Annotated in this window: 17 protein-coding genes and 1 tRNA gene; 11 read left to right on the top strand and 7 right to left on the bottom strand. The window is 66.3% G+C overall.

Features of this window, described 5'->3' with window-relative positions; all coding sequences use genetic code 11:
- Window positions 1-44 precede the first annotated feature (44 nt).
- The 4 genes from ACQVDU_RS15695 to recR are packed head-to-tail and all read left to right on the top strand — an operon-like array spanning window position 45 to window position 6,062.
- The gene (locus tag ACQVDU_RS15695) at window positions 45-866 is read left to right on the top strand and encodes an HAD family hydrolase (RefSeq protein ID WP_443477633.1); all 822 of its coding nucleotides are present in this window, start codon (window positions 45-47) and stop codon (window positions 864-866) included.
- The gene (locus ACQVDU_RS15690; protein ID WP_443477632.1) at window positions 863-3,406 is read left to right on the top strand and encodes a glycoside hydrolase family 65 protein; all 2,544 of its coding nucleotides are present in this window, start codon (window positions 863-865) and stop codon (window positions 3,404-3,406) included. Before ACQVDU_RS15695 ends, ACQVDU_RS15690 begins: the two co-directional genes overlap by 4 nt.
- A 20-nt stretch (window positions 3,407-3,426) precedes the next feature.
- A complete protein-coding gene (locus ACQVDU_RS15685; RefSeq protein WP_443477631.1) occupies window positions 3,427-5,466 on the top strand; it encodes a DNA polymerase III subunit gamma and tau in 2,040 nt (679 codons plus the stop codon).
- Window positions 5,467-5,468: 2 nt separating this feature from the next.
- Window positions 5,469-6,062, top strand: coding sequence for a recombination mediator RecR (gene recR, locus ACQVDU_RS15680; protein WP_363495677.1), 594 nt, complete (start codon window positions 5,469-5,471; stop codon window positions 6,060-6,062).
- Between the two features lie 9 nt (window positions 6,063-6,071).
- Here the strand turns inward: recR and ACQVDU_RS15675 are convergent, their stop codons facing one another.
- Window positions 6,072-6,563 (bottom strand): hypothetical protein, encoded by a 492-nt coding sequence (locus ACQVDU_RS15675; protein ID WP_363495680.1) that lies wholly within the window; start codon window positions 6,561-6,563, stop codon window positions 6,072-6,074.
- Between the two features lie 111 nt (window positions 6,564-6,674).
- On the opposite strand from ACQVDU_RS15675, the gene ACQVDU_RS15670 reads away from it, so the two are divergent.
- The 4 genes from ACQVDU_RS15670 to ACQVDU_RS15655 all read left to right on the top strand — a co-directional run bounded on the left by ACQVDU_RS15670 (window position 6,675) and on the right by ACQVDU_RS15655 (window position 11,371).
- Window positions 6,675-7,961 carry an aspartate kinase gene (locus tag ACQVDU_RS15670; protein WP_292710192.1) on the top strand — a complete coding sequence of 429 codons (1,287 nt, stop codon included), beginning with the start codon at window positions 6,675-6,677 and terminating at the stop codon, window positions 7,959-7,961.
- 125 nt (window positions 7,962-8,086) lie between these two features.
- Complete coding sequence (locus ACQVDU_RS15665) at window positions 8,087-9,157, top strand: aspartate-semialdehyde dehydrogenase (protein ID WP_331791742.1); 1,071 nt, start codon at window positions 8,087-8,089, stop codon at window positions 9,155-9,157.
- 52 nt (window positions 9,158-9,209) lie between these two features.
- Complete coding sequence (locus ACQVDU_RS15660; RefSeq protein WP_331791741.1) at window positions 9,210-10,685, top strand: malate:quinone oxidoreductase; 1,476 nt, start codon at window positions 9,210-9,212, stop codon at window positions 10,683-10,685.
- A gap of 32 nt (window positions 10,686-10,717) precedes the next feature.
- A complete protein-coding gene (locus tag ACQVDU_RS15655) occupies window positions 10,718-11,371 on the top strand; it encodes a thymidine kinase (protein ID WP_292710200.1) in 654 nt (217 codons plus the stop codon).
- A 21-nt stretch (window positions 11,372-11,392) separates the two neighbouring features.
- Here the strand turns inward: ACQVDU_RS15655 and ACQVDU_RS15650 are convergent, their stop codons facing one another.
- Window positions 11,393-12,235, bottom strand: coding sequence for a DUF1295 domain-containing protein (locus tag ACQVDU_RS15650; protein WP_300591104.1), 843 nt, complete (start codon window positions 12,233-12,235; stop codon window positions 11,393-11,395).
- A 104-nt stretch (window positions 12,236-12,339) separates the two neighbouring features.
- On the opposite strand from ACQVDU_RS15650, the gene ACQVDU_RS15645 reads away from it, so the two are divergent.
- Window positions 12,340-13,047, top strand: coding sequence for a FadR/GntR family transcriptional regulator (locus ACQVDU_RS15645; protein WP_443477630.1), 708 nt, complete (start codon window positions 12,340-12,342; stop codon window positions 13,045-13,047).
- Here ACQVDU_RS15645 and ACQVDU_RS15640 read toward each other — a convergent pair.
- The 4 genes from ACQVDU_RS15640 to ACQVDU_RS15625 form a co-directional block, all read right to left on the bottom strand.
- The gene (locus ACQVDU_RS15640; RefSeq protein WP_331791739.1) at window positions 13,028-13,804 is read right to left on the bottom strand and encodes an HAD-IIB family hydrolase; all 777 of its coding nucleotides are present in this window, start codon (window positions 13,802-13,804) and stop codon (window positions 13,028-13,030) included. The genes ACQVDU_RS15645 and ACQVDU_RS15640 overlap by 20 nt on opposite strands.
- A 193-nt stretch (window positions 13,805-13,997) precedes the next feature.
- A tRNA-Pro gene (locus ACQVDU_RS15635) sits at window positions 13,998-14,071 on the bottom strand.
- A gap of 24 nt (window positions 14,072-14,095) precedes the next feature.
- On the bottom strand, window positions 14,096-15,055 hold the full coding sequence (locus ACQVDU_RS15630; RefSeq protein WP_443477629.1) for a metallophosphoesterase: 960 nt from the start codon (window positions 15,053-15,055) through the stop codon (window positions 14,096-14,098).
- A complete protein-coding gene (locus tag ACQVDU_RS15625; RefSeq protein ID WP_443477628.1) occupies window positions 15,052-17,664 on the bottom strand; it encodes a transglycosylase domain-containing protein in 2,613 nt (870 codons plus the stop codon). Before ACQVDU_RS15625 ends, ACQVDU_RS15630 begins: the two co-directional genes overlap by 4 nt.
- 119 nt (window positions 17,665-17,783) lie before the next feature.
- Between ACQVDU_RS15625 and ACQVDU_RS15620 the strand changes: the two genes are divergently transcribed.
- Together ACQVDU_RS15620 and ACQVDU_RS15615 are read left to right on the top strand one after the other, a co-directional pair.
- Window positions 17,784-17,996 (top strand): DUF4177 domain-containing protein, encoded by a 213-nt coding sequence (locus ACQVDU_RS15620; RefSeq protein WP_228178003.1) that lies wholly within the window; start codon window positions 17,784-17,786, stop codon window positions 17,994-17,996.
- 3 nt (window positions 17,997-17,999) lie between these two features.
- The gene (locus ACQVDU_RS15615; protein ID WP_443477627.1) at window positions 18,000-18,467 is read left to right on the top strand and encodes a RidA family protein; all 468 of its coding nucleotides are present in this window, start codon (window positions 18,000-18,002) and stop codon (window positions 18,465-18,467) included.
- Between the two features lie 116 nt (window positions 18,468-18,583).
- Here ACQVDU_RS15615 and acs read toward each other — a convergent pair whose 3' ends face one another.
- A complete protein-coding gene (gene acs / locus ACQVDU_RS15610) occupies window positions 18,584-20,551 on the bottom strand; it encodes an acetate--CoA ligase (RefSeq protein ID WP_443477626.1) in 1,968 nt (655 codons plus the stop codon).
- Window positions 20,552-20,758 lie beyond the last annotated feature (207 nt).

Here is a 20,758-nt window from a genome sequence, read left to right as displayed (position 1 = left end):
CCACGGCGTCAGCCGTACCCGACCTATTGCCATGGCTCGTGCCCATGCTTTCGACATCGCCACCCGCCGGGAGGATTCCTGTGGCCGACGCTCTTCCCGATCTCACCGCCTACGACGCGGTGCTCTTCGATCTGGACGGGGTACTGACACCGACCGCCGAGGTGCACATGCACGCGTGGCAGTCGATGTTCCAGGAGCTCTTCGCGGCGTGGAACATCACGCCCGAGTACACCGAGCGCGACTACTTCGAGCACCTCGACGGCAAGAAGCGCTACGACGGAGTCGCGAGTCTCCTGTGGAGCCGTGATGTCGAAGTGCCCTGGGGCGACCCGAGCGATTCCCCTGAGCTCGACACCGTCTGCGGCATCGGCAACCGCAAGAACGCCGTCTTCGAGAGCGTGCTGCGAAGCGAGGGCATCGCGCCGTACCCGGGCTCGCTTGCGCTACTGGAGGTGCTGCGGGATGCCGGTACCCGGATCGCGGTGGTCTCGAGTTCCAAGAACGCCCGGGAAGTGCTCACGGCCGCCGGGATCATCGATCGCTTCGAGGTGATCATGGACGGCGTCATCGCCGAACGGGACGGGCTGGCCTCCAAGCCAGCCCCCGACGTGTTCGTCGAGGCTGCCGCGATGCTCGGCGTCGAGCCGGCATCCAGCGCGGCTGTCGAAGACGCCCTGTCAGGTGTCCGCTCTGCGGCTGCTGGCGGATTCGCGCTCGTGGTCGGCGTCGACCGTGGCGTCGGAGCCGAGATTCTGCGCGACGCTGGCGCACACGTGGTGGTCTCCGACCTGGCCGAGTTTCTCGACGGCAACGGTGCCGGCATCCCGACTGCTGCTCTCGCACCCGAACCGGAGGAGTCCGCGTGATCGATCGTGATCGCTATCCCATCGACCCATGGCGGCTCATCGAGACGAGCTATTCGCATGACGAGGTCGGGGTATCCGAGACGCTGTTCGCCGTCGGCAACGGCTACCTGGGCTTGCGCGGCAACAGTCCGGAGGGTCGCTTCGCACACGAGCACGGCACCTTCATCAACGGCTTCCACGAAGTGTTCCCGATCCGGCACGCCGAGCAGGCGTACGGGTTCGCCGAGGTCGGCCAGACGATCATCAACGCCCCCGATGCCAAGATCATGCGGGTCTATGTCGATGACGAGCCGCTGTCGCTCGACATCGCCGATGTGCGCGAGTACGAGCGCGTTCTCGACATGCGTGACGGCGTCATGCGTCGCCGGATTCTCTGGGTCACGCCCTCGGGCAAAGAGGTTCTGATCGAAGACGAACGGCTGGTGTCGTTCGAGGAGAAGCACCTCGCGATCCTGCGCCAGACCGTCACGGTCCTCAACGCTGATGCCCCCGTTACGATCAGCTGTCAGATCATCAACCGGCAAGACGGCGAGGATGTCTACGGCGGCACTCCCGTCGCGCCCAAGAAGGCGGGCTTCGATCCTCGCCGGGCCGAGCGAATCCACCAGCGCGTGCTCCAACCACAGGAGTACTGGCAGGACGGCGCGCGATCGGCCCTCGCTTACAAGGCCACCGAATCGGAGATGACGATCGCGGTCGTCGCCGACCACATCATCACCACCGACAACGAGTACGACCCGCGGCGCCTGATCGAACCTGACATCGCCAAGAACGTCTTCCGGGTACGGGCGAGGGCCGGCGTGCCGGTCACCGTCACCAAGCTCGTGAGCTACCACACCTCGCGCGGTGTCCCCGCCCGGGAACTTGTCGATCGGTGTCGGAGGACCCTCGATCGCGCCGAGGCCGAGGGCGTCGACGCCTTCTTCAGGGGCCAGCGCGAATGGCTGGATGCGTTCTGGGAACGCTCGGACGTACGGATCGGTGGCCACGACGACCTGCAGCAGGCGACACGCTGGTGCCTCTTCCAGCTCGCCCAGGCTGCAGCACGGGCCGACGGGCTCGGCGTGCCCGCGAAGGGTGTCTCGGGGTCGGGATACTCGGGCCACTACTTTTGGGACACCGAGATCTATGTCCTGCCCTTCCTGGCGTACACGACGCCGCAATGGGCGCGCAACGCGTTGCGGATGCGGTACCTGATGCTTCCCGCCGCGCGCAGGCGCGCGCGCCAGCTCAACGAGGCCGGCGTGCTGTTTCCCTGGCGCACGATCAACGGTGAAGAAGCCTCGGCCTACTACGCCGCTGGCACCGCGCAGTACCACATCAACGCCGACGTGAGTTTTGCCCTCGCGAAGTACGTGCGGGCAACCGGTGACACCGAGTTCCTCTACCGCGAGGGCGTCGACATCGCCGTCGAGACAGCTCGGATGTGGGCGAGTCTCGGCTTCTGGCGCGAGACGGAACTCGACTCCGAGCGCTCCTTCCACATCCACGGTGTGACGGGGCCCGACGAGTACACGACAGTCGTCAACGACAACCTCTTCACAAACGTGATGGCCCGCTTCAACCTGCGGTTCGCTGCCCACACGCTGCGTGACATGGCCCTGGACGCTCCGGAGGAATACCGCCTCATGGTGGATCGCCTGGGCCTGGGCGAGCACGAGATCGAGGCGTGGGAAGCTGCGGCCGAGGCGATGAACATTCCGTTCAGCGATGCCTTCGGCATCCACCCGCAAGATGCGGTCTTCCTCGAGAAAGAAGTCTGGGACCTCGAGAACACCTCGCCCGACCAGCGGCCTCTGCTGCTGCACTTCCACCCGCTCGTGATCTACCGGTACCAGGTGCTGAAGCAGGCGGATGTCGTGCTGGCCCTGTACTTGCAGGGCAATCACTTCACCGCTGAAGAGAAGCTCGCCGACTTCGAGTACTACGACCCGCTGACCACGGGGGATTCGACGCTGTCGGCGGTCGTTCAGGCGATCCTCGCGGCGGAGGTCGGCTACCAGGACCTCGCCCTGAAGTACTTCCTCGAGTCGATCTACGTCGATCTCGGCGACCTGCACCACAACGCGGCGGACGGCGTCCACGTCGCGTCGGCGGGCGGCGTCTGGACCGCGCTGGTGAGTGGATTCGGCGGTATGCGCGACCACTTCGGCGAGCTGAGCTTCGACCCCCGGCTTCCTGCCGACTGGCCCGAGCTCTCGTTCACTCTGCACTGGCAGGCCACGCGGCTTCAGGTCACGATCGCCCGAGACCGCATGTGGATCGCTGCGGGGCCGGGGGAGGCCGTGGAGTTCTCGGTGCGGGGCGCACGATACGTCGTCGAGCCCGAGCAGGAGTTGATGATTCCGCTTGCCGACCAGGGCCCGGTGATTCCCGGGCGGCCCTCGATTCGCCAGTTCGCGGATGTCACCCGCGACGACGGGTCGCTGCTGTCGGCATCCGTGCCGGTCGTCACGACCTCGATCCCGATCGTGGGGTCGCCGGAGACGTTCGAGAGCGTGCCGGAGCAGCTGCCGCAGGCCGCTGACCCGATGTCGTGACCACGCCCTAGGCTGGATGAATGACCACTGCCCTGTACCGCCGGTATCGCCCCGAGGCGTTCGGCGAGATGATCGGGCAGAGTCAGGTCACTGAGCCTCTCATGACCGCGCTGCGGGGCGACCGCGTCGGCCACGCCTACCTGTTCTCCGGGCCTCGCGGGTGCGGCAAGACGACCTCTGCGCGCATCCTCGCGCGGTGCCTGAACTGTGCCCAGGGACCGACCGACACACCCTGTGGCACGTGCGACAGTTGCATCGAGCTCGGCCGCGGTGGTGGGGGATCGCTGGATGTCGTCGAGATCGACGCCGCCAGCCACAACGGTGTCGATGATGCTCGTGATCTGCGTGAGCGTGCCGTCTTCGCACCCGCACGCGACCGGTTCAAGATCTTCATCCTCGACGAGGCGCACATGGTGACGCCGCAGGGATTCAATGCCCTGCTCAAGCTTGTCGAAGAGCCTCCCGACCACGTGAAGTTCATCTTCGCGACGACCGAGCCCGAAAAGGTCATCGGCACGATCCGGTCGCGCACGCACCACTACCCGTTCCGGCTCGTTCCGCCGGCGGCGATGCTCGAGTATGTGGGCACACTCTGCGAGAGCGAGGGCGTCGTCGTCGATCCCGGTGTGCTCCCCCTGGTCGTGCGTGCTGGCGGTGGGTCGCCGCGAGACACGCTCTCCCTGCTCGACCAGCTCATCGCGGGCTCGGAAGGCGCAGTCACCTACGAGCGCGCGGTTGCTCTCCTCGGCTACACGCACGCCGAGCTTCTCGACGAGATCATCGACGCGCTCGCGGCATCCGACGCTGCTGGGGTCTTTGCGGCTGTGGATCGTGTCGTGCAGACCGGTCAAGACCCACGCCGGTTCGTCGACGACCTGCTCGAGCGCCTGCGTGACCTCATCGTCGTCGCCGCGACCGGAGACGGTGCTGCAGCAGTGCTGCGCGGTGCCTCACCCGAAGACCTGCAGCGGATGTCGGCGCAGGCCGACCGGTTCGGCGCTCAACGGCTCTCGCGCACCGCCGATGTCGTGGTCGCCGCGCTCGACGAGATGACCGGCGCCACCTCGCCGCGGCTGCAGCTCGAGCTCATGTGCGCGCGCGTTCTGGCGCTGGCAACCGCAGGATCGGTTGCTCCAGCGCCGGCCGCTGCCGCGGCGCCCTCGGCAGCAGCCCCCGCTCCGGCCACGCCCGCTCCGGCACCGGCTGCTGCAGCGCCCGCTCCCGCTCCGCCGGCTGCGGTGCCTACTCCGGCCCCTGAAGCGAGCGCTCCGGAAGCCAGCGCCCCCGCCGCGCCGCCCGCGCCACCGACCGAGCCGGTGACGCTCGACGTTGTGCGGGAGCGGTGGGAAGCCGTGCTCGGCGCGCTGGAGGGCATCAGTCGATCGTCGTGGTTGCTGGTGTCGGTCGCGAGTGTTGCCGACTTCTCCGGCGACGTGCTCACCCTCACGTTCGCCAACGCCTCCGACGTTGCCAAGTTCAAGCATCTTCTTGCCGGCGCAGGACCCAGCGAGGATCTTCGGACTGCGATCAAGCAGGTACTTGGCATCCGGGTGAAGTACCTCGCCAAGCATGACCCCGCAGCCGGTTCCACGGATTCGGCCGGCCCGTCAGATGAGGGACCCTCCGGTGGGTCGGGCCCTGCCGGGCCGACGCCTGCGCCCAAACCTCGCGGGGGAGCGACAGCGGCGGCCGCGGCTCCCGCCGTGACGGACTGGGCGGTTGCTCCGATCCCTTCCTCCGCCGAGGCACCGACCGCCGTCCTTGCCCCGTCTCTCGCCGTCGACGACGAGCCTGAGGATGCGCCGGCCAGTGTCGCTACGTACGTTCCCGCTCCCCGCGAGGGCGACGTGATGGCAGCCGACGAACCACTCCCCGGCGACGATGAAGACAGCGACGCAGTCGATCTGGATGTCGCTCTCGACCAGGCGCCGGTGATCGCACAGCGGATCGCGCGCGCGCCCGACGGGGCACAGCGCTACGGAGAGGCTGTCGTTCGCCAGTTGCTGGATGCGCGCTTCATCCGTGAAGAGCCGCACGCGTCACCGACGAGGTTCGGCTGAACATGTACGACGGCATCGTCCAAGACCTGATCGACGAGTTCGGTCGGCTTCCCGGTATCGGTCCGAAGTCGGCCCAGCGGATCGCTTTCCACATCCTGCAGACTCCGTCATTTGACGTGTCGCGCCTGTCGCAACTGCTCGCCGAGGTGCGCGAGAAGGTTCGATTCTGTGAGATCTGCGGCAACGTGTCCGAGCAGGATCGCTGTAGCATCTGCCGCGACCCGCGCCGTAACCAGACACTGATCTGCGTGGTCGAGGATGCGAAGGATGTCGCGGCCATTGAGCGTACGCGCGAGTTCCGTGGGCTGTACCACGTCCTCGGCGGCGCGATCAGCCCGATCGCGGGTGTCGGCCCCGATGACCTGCGCATTACGCCGCTCATGCAGCGCCTGGCCGACGGCGCCGTTCAGGAAGTCATCCTTGCCACGAACCCCAACCTCGAAGGTGAGGCCACCGCGACCTATCTGTCGCGCCTGCTGACCTCCCTGCAGATCACGGTGACCAGGCTTGCCTCGGGACTGCCGGTGGGTGGCGACCTCGAATACGCCGACGAGGTCACCCTCGGGCGTGCCTTCGAGGGCCGCCGCTCGGTCTGACCTCTGCCTTTAGCGCAGGATCTCGACCAGCACGACCCAGGACACGACGAGCGCGACGACAATCGCCAGCAGGGCTCCGGCGGCAAGCCACACCAGGCCCGCCGGTGCGCCGGCGAGGAGGAGGATGCCGCCCACTGTGTAGGCGGCCAACGGCGCGAATCCGACTGCCGACTTCACTCCACGGAGCCGATTGGTGGGACGCCGGTCGGCGATGACGCTCCGTGCCGCGACGACCTGGAATGCGGCGGCGATTGCCGTGGCCGCGACAACGACCGCCCCGTAACCAAGGGGGGACACGGACGGGATGAGGCCGGTCATCGTCGCGACGATGGCCAACACCAGAGTGGCAACCGCAGCGCCGAGTCGAGCCGTGAGGGACTTCTCCTTCACGATGTCGACGATGTTGACGCTCGCCGCCACGATCACCAAGCCCGCGAGGGCGGCGGTGGCTCCGGCCATGGCGACATTGAAGTCGCTCCAGGATTCGATGACCTCGCCCATGAGGGCAGGCTACCCGAGCCGTGCGGAGACACATGACCTGGTAGGCATGGAGCCTTCTTTAGAATGGGACGCTGGGTTCGGCATCCGAGCCTGTCATCCCGGGAGTTGCATGTGGCGCTGATCGTCCAGAAGTACGGCGGGTCGTCGGTCGCCGACGCCGAGAGCATCAAGCGCGTCGCCAAACGGATCGTCGATACACGTCGTGCCGGTCACGACGTGGTCGTCGCGGTGAGCGCGATGGGAGACACGACCGACGAGCTTCTCGACCTCGCGGGTCAGGTTGCACCGATTCCTGCGCCCCGGGAACTCGACATGTTGCTCTCCAGCGGTGAGCGGATCTCGATGGCGTTGCTGGCAATGGCGATCTCATCGATGGGTTTCGAGGCGCGCTCGTTCACCGGCAGCCAGGCGGGGATGATCACGGATGCCACGCACGGCGCCGCCCGCATTGTCGATGTCACCCCCATTCGACTCCGCGAGGCTCTCGATGAGGGCGCAATCGTGATTGTCGCCGGCTTCCAGGGCTTCAACCGGGACACCCGTGACATCACGACCCTCGGCCGCGGTGGCTCCGACACGACGGCTGTGGCGCTCGCCGCGGCCCTCGAAGCCGACGTGTGCGAGATCTACAGCGACGTGGACGGGATCTTCACCGCCGACCCGCGCGTGGTGCCGATGGCACGCAAGCTCGATGTCGTCTCCAGCGAAGAGATGCTGGAGCTTGCCGCCAATGGCGCGAAGGTGCTCTACATTCGCGCCGTCGAATATGCTCGCCGTCACGGCGTCCTCATCCATGCCCGCTCGACGTTCAGCTCGAGCGAGGGCACCTATGTTCTGGGTCCGGGTCAGTCCCGTCCCGATGCTCCGGAGGGAGTCACCATGGAAGAACCCATCGTCGCAGGGGTCGCCACCGACCTCGGTCAGGCGAAGATCACGGTCATCGGGGTGCCGGATGTTCCGGGCAAGGCCGCCGAGATTTTCAAGATCGTCGCCAAGTCGGGCGCGAACGTCGACATGATCGTGCAGAACGTGTCGGCCGCAACCACCGGCCGCACCGATATCTCCTTCACGCTCCCCAAGCAGGATGCCGCACCTGCCCTGAAGGCGCTGGCCGCCGACCAGAGCGAGGTCGGGTTCGAAAGTCTCGTCCACGACGACCAGGTCGGCAAGCTCTCGGTGGTCGGCGCCGGGATGCGCACGCACTCGGGTGTGTCGGCAACGCTCTTCGAGGCACTGAGCGTCGCAGGCATCAACATCGAGATGATCTCGACCTCCGAGATCCGGATCTCGGTCGTGCTCCGCGGTTCTGACATCGCAGAGGCGGCTCGCGTCGTGCACACCGCCTACGGGCTGGATGCCGACAGTGCTGCGACCGTCTACGCCGGCACCGGCCGCTAAACTCTCTGAAACCCCGCAGTCGCATGATCCGCGACTCGCACCCCAGCAGCTCCCCTGTCACAGACGGCGATCCACGTCCGCTTTACGCATCATTCTGTGACAGCGGAACGGACCGAGGAACGACCATGACCCGCATCTCCGATTCAGGACTCTCCGTCGCCGTCGTCGGCGCCACCGGCCAGGTCGGTACCGTGATGCGCGAGATTCTCGCGGAGCGTTCGTTTCCGATCGGTGAGCTGCGGCTGTTCGCCACCGCTCGCTCCGCCGGCAGTGCTGTGGAGTTCGGCGGGCACACCGTCATCATCGAGGATGTCGCCACCGCTGACCCCAGCGGTATCGACATCGCCCTGTTCTCGGCTGGGGCAACCGGCAGCCGCGCCCACGCGCCGCGCTTCGCGGCCGCTGGCGCCACCGTGATCGATAACTCCAGCGCCTGGCGGATGGACCCCGAGGTTCCCCTGGTCGTCAGCGAGGTCAACCCGCACGCGATCGACCAGGCAGTCAAGGGCATCATCGCCAACCCCAACTGCACGACGATGGCCGCGATGCCGGTGCTGAAGGTGCTGGATGCCGAGGCGGGGCTCGAACGCCTCATCGTCTCGACCTATCAGGCGGTCAGCGGCTCGGGTCTTGCCGGCGCGCAGGAACTGCTCGGCCAGGTCGAGGGTGTGCTGGCCCAGGGCGACACGCTGCGACTTGTCCACGACGGGTCGGCGGTCGATTTCCCGCAGCCGGAGAAGTACGTTGCTCCGATCGCGTTCGATGTCATCCCGTTCGCCGGCAACCTCGTCGACGATGGCCTCAACGAGACCGACGAAGAGAAGAAGCTCCGCAACGAGAGCCGCAAGATCCTCGAGCTGCCGGACCTCCGGGTAGCGGGCACCTGCGTTCGCGTTCCCGTTTTCACGGGTCATTCGCTGAGCATCAACGCCGAGTTCGCGCGTGAGATCACGCCCGAGCGCGCGCGGGAGATCCTCGCGGATGCTCCGGGCGTCCGCCTCGACGAGGTGCCGACTCCGCTGCAGGCCGCGGGCAAGGACCCGAGCTTTGTGGGACGCATCCGCGCCGACCAGTCAGCCCCCGAGGGCAAGGGCCTCGTGCTGTTCATCAGCAACGACAACCTGCGCAAGGGTGCGGCGCTGAACGCCGTCCAGATCGCCGAGCTGGTCGCCGCGCGCCTGGTCGCACAGGTCTGATCCCGATCTCTCGACGTCGAGACATCGTCCCAGCCGCCCGTAGACTTGACCGGTGACCGAACCCGTCGACGTCCTGCTGATCGGTGGCGGTGTGATGAGCGCCACCCTGGGCACCTTCATCTCCGAACTCCAACCCGACTGGACCATCGAGGTCTATGAGCGCTTGGGCGATGTCGCCCTGGAGAGCTCGAACGCGTGGAACAACGCCGGCACGGGGCATGCAGCCCTGTGCGAGCTCAACTACATGCCCGCGGCCTCCGACGGCAGCGTGGACCCGGCCAAGGCGATCTCGATCAACGAGCAGTTCCAGCTCAGTCGCCAGTTCTGGGCGTCGCTGGTCGAGCGCGGCATCCTCGATGAGCCCTCGACCTTCATCAACTCGACGCCGCACATGACGTTCGTGCGCGGCGAGAAGGATGTCGCGTATCTGAAACGCCGCTACGAGGCGCTGAAGACGCAGCCGCTGTTCGCCGGGATCGAGTACAGCGAAGACTCCCGCGTGATCAACCAGTGGGCACCGCTGCTCATGCAGAAGCGTCTCGCGAGCGATGAGCCCTTCGCGGCGACCCGGGTTCCCGCCGGTACGGACGTCGATTTCGGTGCCCTCACGCGGCAGCTGTTCGACAACCTGCAGCACCGTGGCGGCCGTGTCGTCACGGACCGGCAGGTCACAGGGCTGAAGAAGCTGAAGGACGGCACCTGGGAGGTGTCGTGGCGCAACCAGGTCGGTCGGACGCCCGGCAAGACGCGAGCGCGTTTCGTGTTCGTCGGTGCGGGTGGGTGGGCGATCAAGCTCCTGCAGAAGTCCGGCATCCCCGAGATCAAGGGCTATGGGGTCTTCCCGATCGGCGGGCAGTGGCTCAAGACCAGCAACCCGGCCCTCGTTGCCCAGCACCGCGCGAAGGTCTACTCGCAGGCATCCGTCGGTGCGCCGCCCATGTCGGTGCCGCACCTGGACACCCGCGTGGTCGACGGCGAAACGTCGCTGCTGTTCGGGCCGTTCGCGACGTTCAGCCCCAAGTTCCTCAAGCGCGGCTCGATGTTCGACATCGTCGCTCAGGTGCGCCCCGGCAACCTGTGGCCGATGCTCAAGGTCGCAATCGACAACCCCAGCCTCATCCGCTACCTCATCGGCGAGCTGCTCAAGAACAAGAAGCGCAAGGTCGACAGCCTTCGCACGTTCATGCCGACGGCCAAGGATGAGGACTGGATGCTCCTCAACGCCGGTCAGCGCGCCCAGGTGATGAAGAAAGACCCGAAGAAGGGTGGGGTGCTGCAGTTCGGTACCGAGGTCGTGAGCTCGGCTGACGGAACGATCGCAGGCCTCCTGGGTGCGTCGCCGGGAGCTTCCACGGCAGTGTCGATCATGCTGAGCATCCTGAAGTCCAGCTTCCCCGACCGCATTGGCGACTGGGAGGGTACGCTTCGCGAACTCATCCCGAGCTACGGTACGCACCTGAACGGCAACCCGGATGCCGCGCAGCAGAGCCTCGCTGAGACCGCGAGTGTTCTCGCGCTGAAGGCGTGACGCTCGCCCTGTCGCTGAGCTGAGATCCGATCGTGGCAAAGCTGTACTTCCGGTACGGAGCGATGAACTCCGGAAAGTCCACCGCCCTGCTACAGGCGGCGTACAACTACGAGGAGCGCGGCCAGCACGTGCTGCTGGCCAAGCCCGCGATCGACACGAAGGAAGCCGATCACATCTCGAGCCGGCTCGGTGTCACCCGTCTCGTGGACTTCCTCATCCCGCCGGTCGCCGATCTGCGTGCGCTCTTCGCACATCATCGTGAACAGCTCGTGCGCCGCGAGAACGAAGCGCTCGTTCCCGAAGCTGAAGAGCAGCGCACGGATGTCGCGTGTCTCCTCATCGACGAGGCGCAGTTCCTGACTCCCGAGCAGGTTGACGATCTGCTGCGGATCGTGGTGCTCGATGGCGTTCCGGTGCTCGCATACGGCATCCGCACTGATTTTCGCACCCACGCGTTCCCGGGATCCCGGCGTTTGCTCGAACTTGCCCACTCGCTCGAGGAACTCAAGACAATCTGCCGCTGCGGACGTAAGGCGATCTTCAACGCGCGCCTGGTGGGCGGCAGGTTCGTCTTCGACGGCGATCAGGTCGCAATCGACGAGCTCTCGACCGACCGCGTCACGTACGAGTCGATGTGTGCCGAGTGCTACCTGCGTGAGTCTGGCGGGCGCATCGACGGTCGCTGAGTCCCTCGGCCCGCGAGGGCCTCAGGCGTTGGCCTCAGCAGGCCGCTGACGCGGCGGCAGCGGTACCAGCATCGAGGTCGCCCGCTGGTACTGCGCGTATGCCGGGTACTTGGATGCCGAGATCGACTCCGTGAACACGGTGGAGCCGATGAACAGCACGGTCAGCAGCGCGGCGCCGATGACCGTCCAGTTGATCACACCGCCCCAGACTCCCGCGCCAGCGGCGACCGCGGCAGTGGCGCCGAGCGCATAGAACGCCCACCACTGCGCCTGCTCGAAGAAGAAGTTCGGATGCCGGCTGTAGCGCCAGAGTCCGGTCGTGAGGAATCCGGGCTCCAGGGTCCCTCCCGCGGACTGCTTCGCCTTGTGGAAGTCCCACTGCTGCTGGTCGGCAACGAACTCGCCCACCAGGAACAGGGCGAACAGCACAGCGAAGGCTGCATCCCAGCCGGTGAACGGCGTGGGGTTCTGCCACGCGATGAGGGCCGGGAGTGAGATCAGTACGAGGAGGGCATTCTGGTAGAGCACGATGAAGAACACGTTGAAGAGCTGGAACTGCGCGGGAGTCATCCGGGCCCGCAGGATCGCCCACCGGTAGTCCTCCATCCCGGTGTATCCGCCCTTGCGCGCGAAGTTGAACGTCAAGCGCGCACCCCAGGCCGTGACGAGAACCGCCATCACCACAAGCCGCGTCGCCTCTTCGCCTGCCACGAGCGCGGCAATCGCAAACACCCACACGTAGACCGCCGGCACAACCGACCACAGCCGGTCGACCCACGACGTGTCTTTCGTGATGATCGACGCGACCCAGCAGAACAGTGACACAGCGGCAGCGATGCCGATGACGATGAGCAGGGGATCCATGCCCCCACGCTAGCGTCGGCTCCGGGGTTTTGCGTGGTCATCCCGCGTGCGCGTTTGGCGGTGGTCAGACCACTGGGTAGCCTGAGGCAGACGAAGGAGTGCCTGTGACGGATGCCCCGGCCAAGGCCTGGCGGATCGTGCTGGATCGGATCGAGAGCGATCTGATGAGCGGAGAACTCGGTCCCGGCGACCGCCTGCCCCCCGAACGCGAGTTGGCGACGACCCTGGGTGTCGGCAGGTCGAGTGTTCGCGAGGCGCTACGGGTGCTGGAGGTCATGGGCCTGATACGCACGGGCACGGGCTCCGGCCCGACTGCCGGTGCGATCATCATCGGCACGCCGTCGGGCGGCATGTCGGCCCTCCTGCGGCTGCAGCTGGCAGCGCAGAGCTTCGCGGTCGAGGATGTCGTGCAGACCCGTATCGCTCTCGAGTCGGCCGTCGTCGCTGATCTGGCTGCCGCAGAGTCCCCCGATCTCGTCGATGTTCAGCGGGTGCTGGGGGCGATGGATGACCCGTCGCTGAGCCCGGCGGAGTTCGTTGCCTTCGATGCGCAGCTACACCTGGCGTTGGCGGAAGCTGCCGGAAACGGCGTCACGGTGGCGATGATGGGGGGGCTGCGCGACGCGATCGAGGGGTACGTGGCGCGCGGCATCCGTCGAATCGCCGACTGGGATGACGCAGCAGCACGCCTCCGTCACGAGCATCACCAGATCGTCGAGCTCATCGGCGAGGGTCAGGCTGACGCTGCGCGTGCGGCTGTGACCGACCACATCCGTGGTTATTACGCGACGGTCACCTCTCCGACGGAGTAGGCAACGTCGGGATGAACGCCTCGAGGAACTCGGCGGTGTCTTCCCACCCCTCAACGGCCTGGCAGGTGACACCGATCGCGAGGACCGGGTAGTCGTTGCCGTCCGGGTCGAGACGGTCGCCGACGAAGAGCATGTCATCGAGGGGGATGCCGGTCTGTTCGGCGAGCTGGCGCATCCCGTACGCCTTGTCGATCCCGCGCGCGGTGATGTCCACCGAGGTCGATCCGCCCGAGCGCACCTCGAGGTCGGGTACCCGAGCGGCAACGGCCTCGCGGAGCCGGTTCTTCTTCTCTCCCGTGGGATCCCAGGCCATCTTGACGTCGACGGGAGCCTGCTGCCCGAGGGCTGAGAACGTGATCTGTGAGCCGCGATCTTCGAGGATGTCTCCCCAGGTCTCCGACTCCCACAGGCCTAGGCGCTTGGCCTCTTCTTCGACGGCAGCGAGTGCCCGCTGCTTCTCATCGTCGGTGAGCGAGTGCGCGTAGATGGTGTCGATACCGTCAGTGTTCAGCCGGTAGTACTGCGTGCCGCATGTGGGGAGCAGGTGTAGCCGCGAGAGCGTGTCAGCCGACGTCTGGGGAAGACGGTCAACGACCTGCATTGTGAACTGGGCGAGCTGTCCGCCCGAGATGATCGCGACCTCGACGCGCTCGGCAAGTGCAACGAGCAGATCTCCCATCCGCGGGTCGATCGCGCTCTTCGAGGGAGCCAGCGTGTCATCCAGGTCGAACGCAACCAGGCGGGGAGGGGTGGCCATCAGGATCCTTCCGGGAGAGGCGACGACACCGTCAGGTCTTGATTGTTGTGATCTTGCTCGATGGTCGGGGTGCGCCCCAGGGCCACTCCACACGCCGCTTCGCGTCGCGCGGAGCCTCGGGCGCTGGGGGCCCATTAGTCACCGCGATCATTCACTGGAGGGCCGACCAGCGGTCGACCCTCCACCGAATGCGTCGGGGTGACAGGATTTGAACCTGCGGCCTCGTCGTCCCGAACGACGCGCGCTACCAAGCTGCGCCACACCCCGTGGCAACCGTTCGAGTCTACCCGATCAGCGCGCGCCGCCCGAACCGCTGTCGGCATCCACCGCGGTGAGAGTGATCAGCGAGACCTCCGGACGGCAGGCGAAGCGCACCGGCGCGTAGATCGAATGACCGACGCCGGCGCTGACGTTCAGCGGCACCGAGCGTCCGTCGCTCTTCCAGGTGCTCAGGCCCCGCGCCTGGTCGAGCGGGATGTCGCAGTTGGCGACCAGGGCGCCGAATCCCGGCATCCGCACTTGGCCGCCGTGGGTGTGTCCGGCGAAGATCATGTCGGCGCCGAGCCCCGTGAAGGAATCGAGCACGCGGCGGTAAGGCGCGTGGCTGACGCCGATCGTGAGTTCGGGTGATTGCGCCTTCAGGTCGGCCACGAGCGGTGGGAGGACATCGAGGCGGTCCCAGTGCCGGTGGGCATCGCTGACGCCGAAGGCTGCGATGGCGTGCCCGTCCACGGCGAAGGATGCGGCGGCATTGTTCAGCTCGTGCCAGCCGAGCGTGCTCTGCAGGTAGTCGTCGAGCGCTCCGACATCCAGGCGGTCGGGCCTCGGTATCGACGTCGAGGGGCCCGAGAAATAACGCAGCGGGTTGCGGGGGAGCGGGGCGTCGTGATCGTTCGATCCGTGCACGTAGACGCCCGGGATGCCGCGCAGCGGGTCGAGCGCGGCGCGAACGCCGGTCAGCCCTTCCGCGTGGCCGAGGTTGTCGCCGGTGTTCACGACGAGGTCAGGGCGGAGTTCGTCGGCAAGCCCCGCGAGCCAGCGCTGCTTGCGGCGCTGCCACGGTGCCATGTGGATGTCGGAGAGGTGCAGGATTCGAAGCGGAGCGGAGCCTGCGGGCAAGATGCGCACCTCATGATGGCGCACCGTGTAGAGGTAGCGTTCGACCCCCATGCCCCAGATGGCGGTGCCGACGCCGACCGCCCCCACGACCCCGAAGGTCGTGAGGGCGGCGCGTCCGAGCGCTGAACTCACGGGCTCGGTGCCGGTGCGGGCGGTGCCGAGCAGGTCACGGTGATGTTTACGGTCGATCCGCGCCCTACGACGGATCCCTCGCCCGGGTTCGTTCCCGTCGCCTTCGCGGTAGAGCCTGGGGTCGGGCAGCTTCCGGCAGTGCTGTTGAGTCCCGCGCCCGCGAGGCGTGACTGAGCCTCGCTGATGCTCAAGCCCGATACTCCGGGGACCGCCACGCCCTGACCGTTGCTGGGACGAAGCGTGACGACGGTGCCGCCCGCGACCTTTCCTGCGCCGGGATCCTGCTGTGCGACGATTCCGGAACCCTCGGTCGAGTCGACGGGGTCTCCCACGACGACTTCGAATCCGGCATCCTCGAGCGTCTTGGTCGCTGCCTCGACGCTCTGGCCGACCACGTTCGGTAGGTCGTACAGGACGGTCTTCGTGAGGTTCGAGTCAGGTGCGGGGAACCCGTCTCCGCCATAGAGGGCGTCAGCGGCGCGCAGAATGGGCTTTGCCACGGAGTGTCGCGTATAGAGGTGATTCCACGGCCAGCGGCTGACGTCGGCGTCGCCGACGGAGTTGCCGACCCAGACGGCGGTCGTGACATTCGTGCTCGACCCGACAAGCCACGTCTGCTTCGCCTCGTGCGTACCGGTCTTGCCGAGGATCGGCGTGCCGTCATACGGGTTTGATGCGCGGCCCGAACCGTTGGTCATAACCCCTTGCAGTGCGTAGGCGGCTGTCGCGGCGATGTTCGGCTCCAGCACCTGGGTGCACGACGCGGCCGGCAGCGCTACCTCGTTGCCGTTGGCATCAGTGATGCGGTCGATTGCCTTCGGCGTGCAGTAAACACCGTTGTTTGCAATCGTCGCGTACGCTGCGGCGACGTCGATCGGCGCAATGTTGTTCGAGCCGAGCACCTGGAACGGCACACGCACTTCGACAGGGCTCCCGTCTCCGCGTACGACACCCATCTTCGCGGCGGTCTTCTCGATGCCGCAGAGATCGAGCTTCGAGGCCATCGCCAGGAATCCGGTGTTGAGCGAGTCTGCGGTGAAGCGCATGGGCGTTCCTACGTAGCCGGAACCCTTCGCGAAGTTGTTGATCAGTGTCGTGTTGTTGGTGATGTCGCCGAAGCAGCTGTTGCGGAAGGTCTTGAAGACCTGCACATTGCCGTTCAGGACCTCGTTGACTGAGTGACCCTCTTGCAGCCACTCCAAAAGGGTGAAGACCTTGAATGTCGATCCACCCTCGAACCCGGTGGAACCGCCGTACTTGAGGTTTCCCGCGTAGACCAGGGATGAGTAGTTCGGGTCGTCGGTGATCGTCTCGCTGAAGTTCGTGTTCTGCGTGATCTCGAGGATGCGGCCGGTCTTGGTCTCGATGCTTGTGGTCGCAGCGCCAAGGCGCCCCGTCTCGGCGCTGGTATAGCCCTCGATCGAGGTCTGCACGTTCTCCGTCATCGCCTGTTCGGCTGCTGCCTGGAGGCGTCGGTCGATCGTCAGGTAGACGTTGAGGCCGCCCTGCTTGAGCAGCTTCGTTCGCTCCTCCTTCGTTGCACCGAAGGCGTCGTCGTTCTCCATGATTCCGCGCGCGTACTGGCAGAAGTACGCGGCCTTTCCGGGAACGACGCCACAGCCGGTGCTTGCCGGAGTGATGTTCGGTGTGATCGGCTCGGCAACCGCGGCGTCGTACTCCTCCTGAGTGATCTTGCCGTCGGCAAGCATCCGGTCCAGCACGTAGGTCTGTCGCTTCTTGGTCAGCGAATAGCCGTCGGCCGCGCTGTTGATCGGATTGCCGTCCTTGTCGGTCCAGGACCCATCCGGCCGGTCGAGGCGGTACAGGTTCGGAGTCTGCACCATGCCGGCCAGGGCCGCGGCCTGGCCGAGCGTCAGGTCAGCGGGGCTCACGCCGAAGTAGTAGTGTGCGGCGGCGCCGATGCCGTAGTTCTGACCACCGAAGTTCGCGATGTTGAGGTAGCCGAGCAGGATCTCGTCCTTCGAGTACTTCTGTTCGAGTGCGATCGCGTAGCGCATCTCTTGCAGCTTGCGCTGGTAGCCCTCGACGCCGCTCGCGACGGTCGCATCGTCGAAACATGCCTTCTTGGCGGCATCCTTCTCGTCCTGCGTCATGTCGGCGTTGTCGCCGGTGCCGACCTCGGCCTCGCACTTCTGGATGAGGATGTTCTTCACGTACTGCTGGCTGATGGATGACCCACCGCCCTGCTCGCCGCCGGAGATGACGGCGCGAGCGGTGCCGACAAGATCGACGCCGCCGTGCGAATAGAAGTTCTTGTCTTCGCTCGAGAGGATCGCGTCGTACATGACAGGTGCGACTTCATCGAAGGTCACCGGATCGCGGTTCTGGTCATAGAACTGCGTCATGACCTCGTACTCGCCCGTGTCGTAGTTCATCCAGTAGAAGGTCGTCGGCAGCATCAACTCGTCGATCTCGAGCGCGCTGGGAAGATTGTCGAAAAGCGTGATCGCGCTGGATGCAGCGGCGCCAGAAATAGCGATCGCCGGCGTCACGGTAGCGGCAACGAGGACTCCGGCGACGGCGCTGAGGCCGACCACTCCGAGGAGGCCGCCGAGCACACCGCCAGCCGTTCTTTTCGTTTCAGGCATAGGCTTGATGCTAAGGGAGCTTCCTGTGCGAAGGCTCGACAGCCTTGCGCGCGCCCGCAAGCCCGAGGCTGGAGGGAAGCATCCGTTCCCTCGCCGCCACCGACTATCCGGGAGCCCCGATGATCACGTGGGAGTACATGACCACGCCGCTGCTGATCCATAACACCGCCGCGATCCTCAACAACTGGGGCAAGCAGGGGTGGGAGCTCGTGCAGGTCGTCCCCGGCCCCGAAGGTGGGCTCGTCGGATACTTCAAGCGTCCCACCGGCGGCGGAGCAGCCAACGCCGGCCTCGATGCGGCAGCCGTTGCCGCCCAGCAGTTCGGAGAGTGACCGATGAGCGTTTCCGCCCGCCTTGCAGAGCTCGGCATCGACCTTCCCCAGATCGCTCCACCTGTCGCGGCTTACATCCCCGCGAAGGTTCACGGCGACCTCGTCTACACCGCCGGTCAGCTTCCCTTCGTTTCGGGTGCGCTTCCGGCCACCGGCAAGGTCGGCGACGGCCATGGCCTCGTTCCCGCCGCGGATGCCGCATCCTATGCGCGACAGTCCGCGCTCAACGCGATAGCTGCCGCAGCGGCTGCCGCGGGCGGCGTGGACAAGCTCACCGGAGTGCTCAAGGTGACCGGCTTCGTAGCATCCGTCCCGGAGTTCACCGGGCAGCCCGGTGTCATCAACGGCGCGAGCGAACTGCTCGGCGAGGTCTTCGGTGACGCGGGGCGTCACGCGCGCTCGGCAGTGGGCGTGCCTGTGCTGCCGCTGGACAGCCCCGTCGAGGTCGAGGTCATCTTCACCCTCGCCTGAGCCTCGCGCTCGAGCGCAGGAGTTCTCCGCAGGGTAGGAGCTTTCGCGTCTGAAACGTCCTACCTAGCGGATTTCTCCTACCTCGCGGATGCCGAGACTCAGCCCGGATGCCGGACTCAGCGCACCTGCGCCGAGATCACCGACATGACAGCAGTGTCTGCGAGGGTCGTGGTGTCGCCGACCTCGCGGCCCTCGGCGACATCCCGCAGCAGGCGACGCATGATCTTGCCCGACCGGGTCTTGGGGAGTTCGGTGACGAGGTAGATGTCGCGGGGACGGGCGATCGGGCCGATCTGATCGCCCACCCAGGTTCGCAGGTTCTTGACGAGGGCTTCGGTGTCTCTCAGTACGTCCTTGTGGCTCTCTTTGATACAGACGAACGCGACGACCGCCTGACCGGTGGTCTCATCGGATGCCCCGACCACTGCCGCCTCAGCCGTGGCCTCGTGCGCGACGAGGGCCGACTCGATCTCTGCCGTCGACAGCCGGTGACCCGAGACGTTCATGACGTCATCCACGCGGCCGAGCAGCCATACGTCGCCGTCCTCGTCCAGGCGCGCGCCGTCGCCGGCGAAGTAGTAGCCCTGATCGCGGAACTTCTCCCAGTAGGTTTCGACGAACCGCTCCGGGTCGCCCCAGATGCCGCGCAGCATGCTGGGCCACGGTTCGGTGAGCACCAGCAGCCCGCCGTTTCCGTTGCCGACGTGCTCGCCGGACTCATCGACGACATCCACACCGATTCCTGGCAGCGGAACCTGCGCGCTTCCGGGCTTCGCCTCGGTGACGCCGGGCAGCGCCGAGATCATGATCGCGCCAGTCTCGGTCTGCCACCACGTGTCGACGATTGGTGCGGCATCGCCACCGATGACCTCGCGGTACCACATCCACGCCTCGGGGTTGATCGGCTCACCCACCGAGCCGAGCAGACGGATGCTGGACAGATCGAACTTCTGCACCGCGGTGCGTCCGATCTTCATGAACGAACGGATCGCCGTGGGCGCGGTGTAGAGGATCGTCACGCCGTACTTCTCGACAAGCTCCCACCACCGAGCCGGATGCGGGCTGTCGGGTGTTCCCTCATACAGGACCTGCGTCGCGCCGTTGGCCAGCGGACCGTACGTGACGTAGCTGTGGCCGGTGATCCACCCGATGTCGGCGGTGCACCAATACACATCGGTCTCGGGGTGCAGGTCGTGGACGACGCGGTTCGTGAAGGCGGTCTGCGTCAGGTAGCCGCCCGAGGTGTGGAGGATCCCCTTCGGCTTCCCGGTGGTGCCGGAGGTGTAGAGGATGAAGAGGGGGTTCTCGGACGGGAAGGGCCTTGCCTCGTGGTCGGCGGATGCCGCAGGCACGGCGTTGTGCCACCAGATGTCCCTGCCCTCGGTCCATTCGACCGGGTTCTCGCCGCGGCGAACGACCAGCACGTGCTCGACGGTCTCTTGCTCCCCCGCTCCGCGGTCACTGAGGGCGGCGTCGACGGCTGGCTTGAGCGCCGACACCTTGCCCTTGCGGTAGCCGCCGTCGGCGGTAATGACGACCTTGGCGCCGGCGTCGTCGATGCGCGCCCGCAGGCTGTCGGCTGAGAAACCGCCGAACACGACTGAGTGGACGGCGCCGATTCGCGCGACGGCGAGCATGGCGGCTACCGACTCGGGAATCATCGGCATGTAGATCGCTACCCGGTCGCCCGCGCTGACCCCGAGTCCCTCGAGGACGTTGGCGAGGCGCTTGACCTCGTCGGTCAACTCGGCGTAGGTGACGCGGCGCGTGTCGCCGGGCTCGCCCTCCCACAGCAGCGCTACCCGATCACCGTTGCCGGCTTCGACATGCCGGTCGAGGCAGTTGTAGGCGACGTTGAGCTTGCCATCCGCGAACCAGGTCGCGAACGGGGGATTCGACCAGTCGAGCACCTCAGTGAACGGCGTGTGCCAGTGCAGCTCGCGCGCCTGCTCGGCCCAGAACCCCTCGCGATCGTCAGCGGCGCGCTGGTACAGCTCGGCGCCACCGATCGCGTTCTCGGCGAACGCGGCGGACGGGGCAAATCGTCGGGTCTCGTTCAGCAGGTGGTCGATCTGACTGCTCATTCGGCTCGCTCCTTCGCGGGCTGGAGGGTGTTCTCGTGATTCGTCGTGTCTCGAGAGCTAGCGAAAGGCTAGTCAGCACCGCACGGGCACACTACCTCCGGAAGTGGGGATGTAGATTCCCCACAACGGACGAGGTGCCTCACTGAAAAGTGAGCGCGAGGGGTGAGCTGGTGCCTCACGAATTGTGAGCGCGAGGCTTGCGGTCAT

The organism is Microbacterium sp. F2 (assembly GCF_052274505.1).
In the GTDB taxonomy this organism is placed as follows: domain Bacteria; phylum Actinomycetota; class Actinomycetes; order Actinomycetales; family Microbacteriaceae; genus Microbacterium.
Note: the sequence above shows the minus strand (reverse complement) of the source record. Positions and strands in the feature narration are given on the sequence as shown.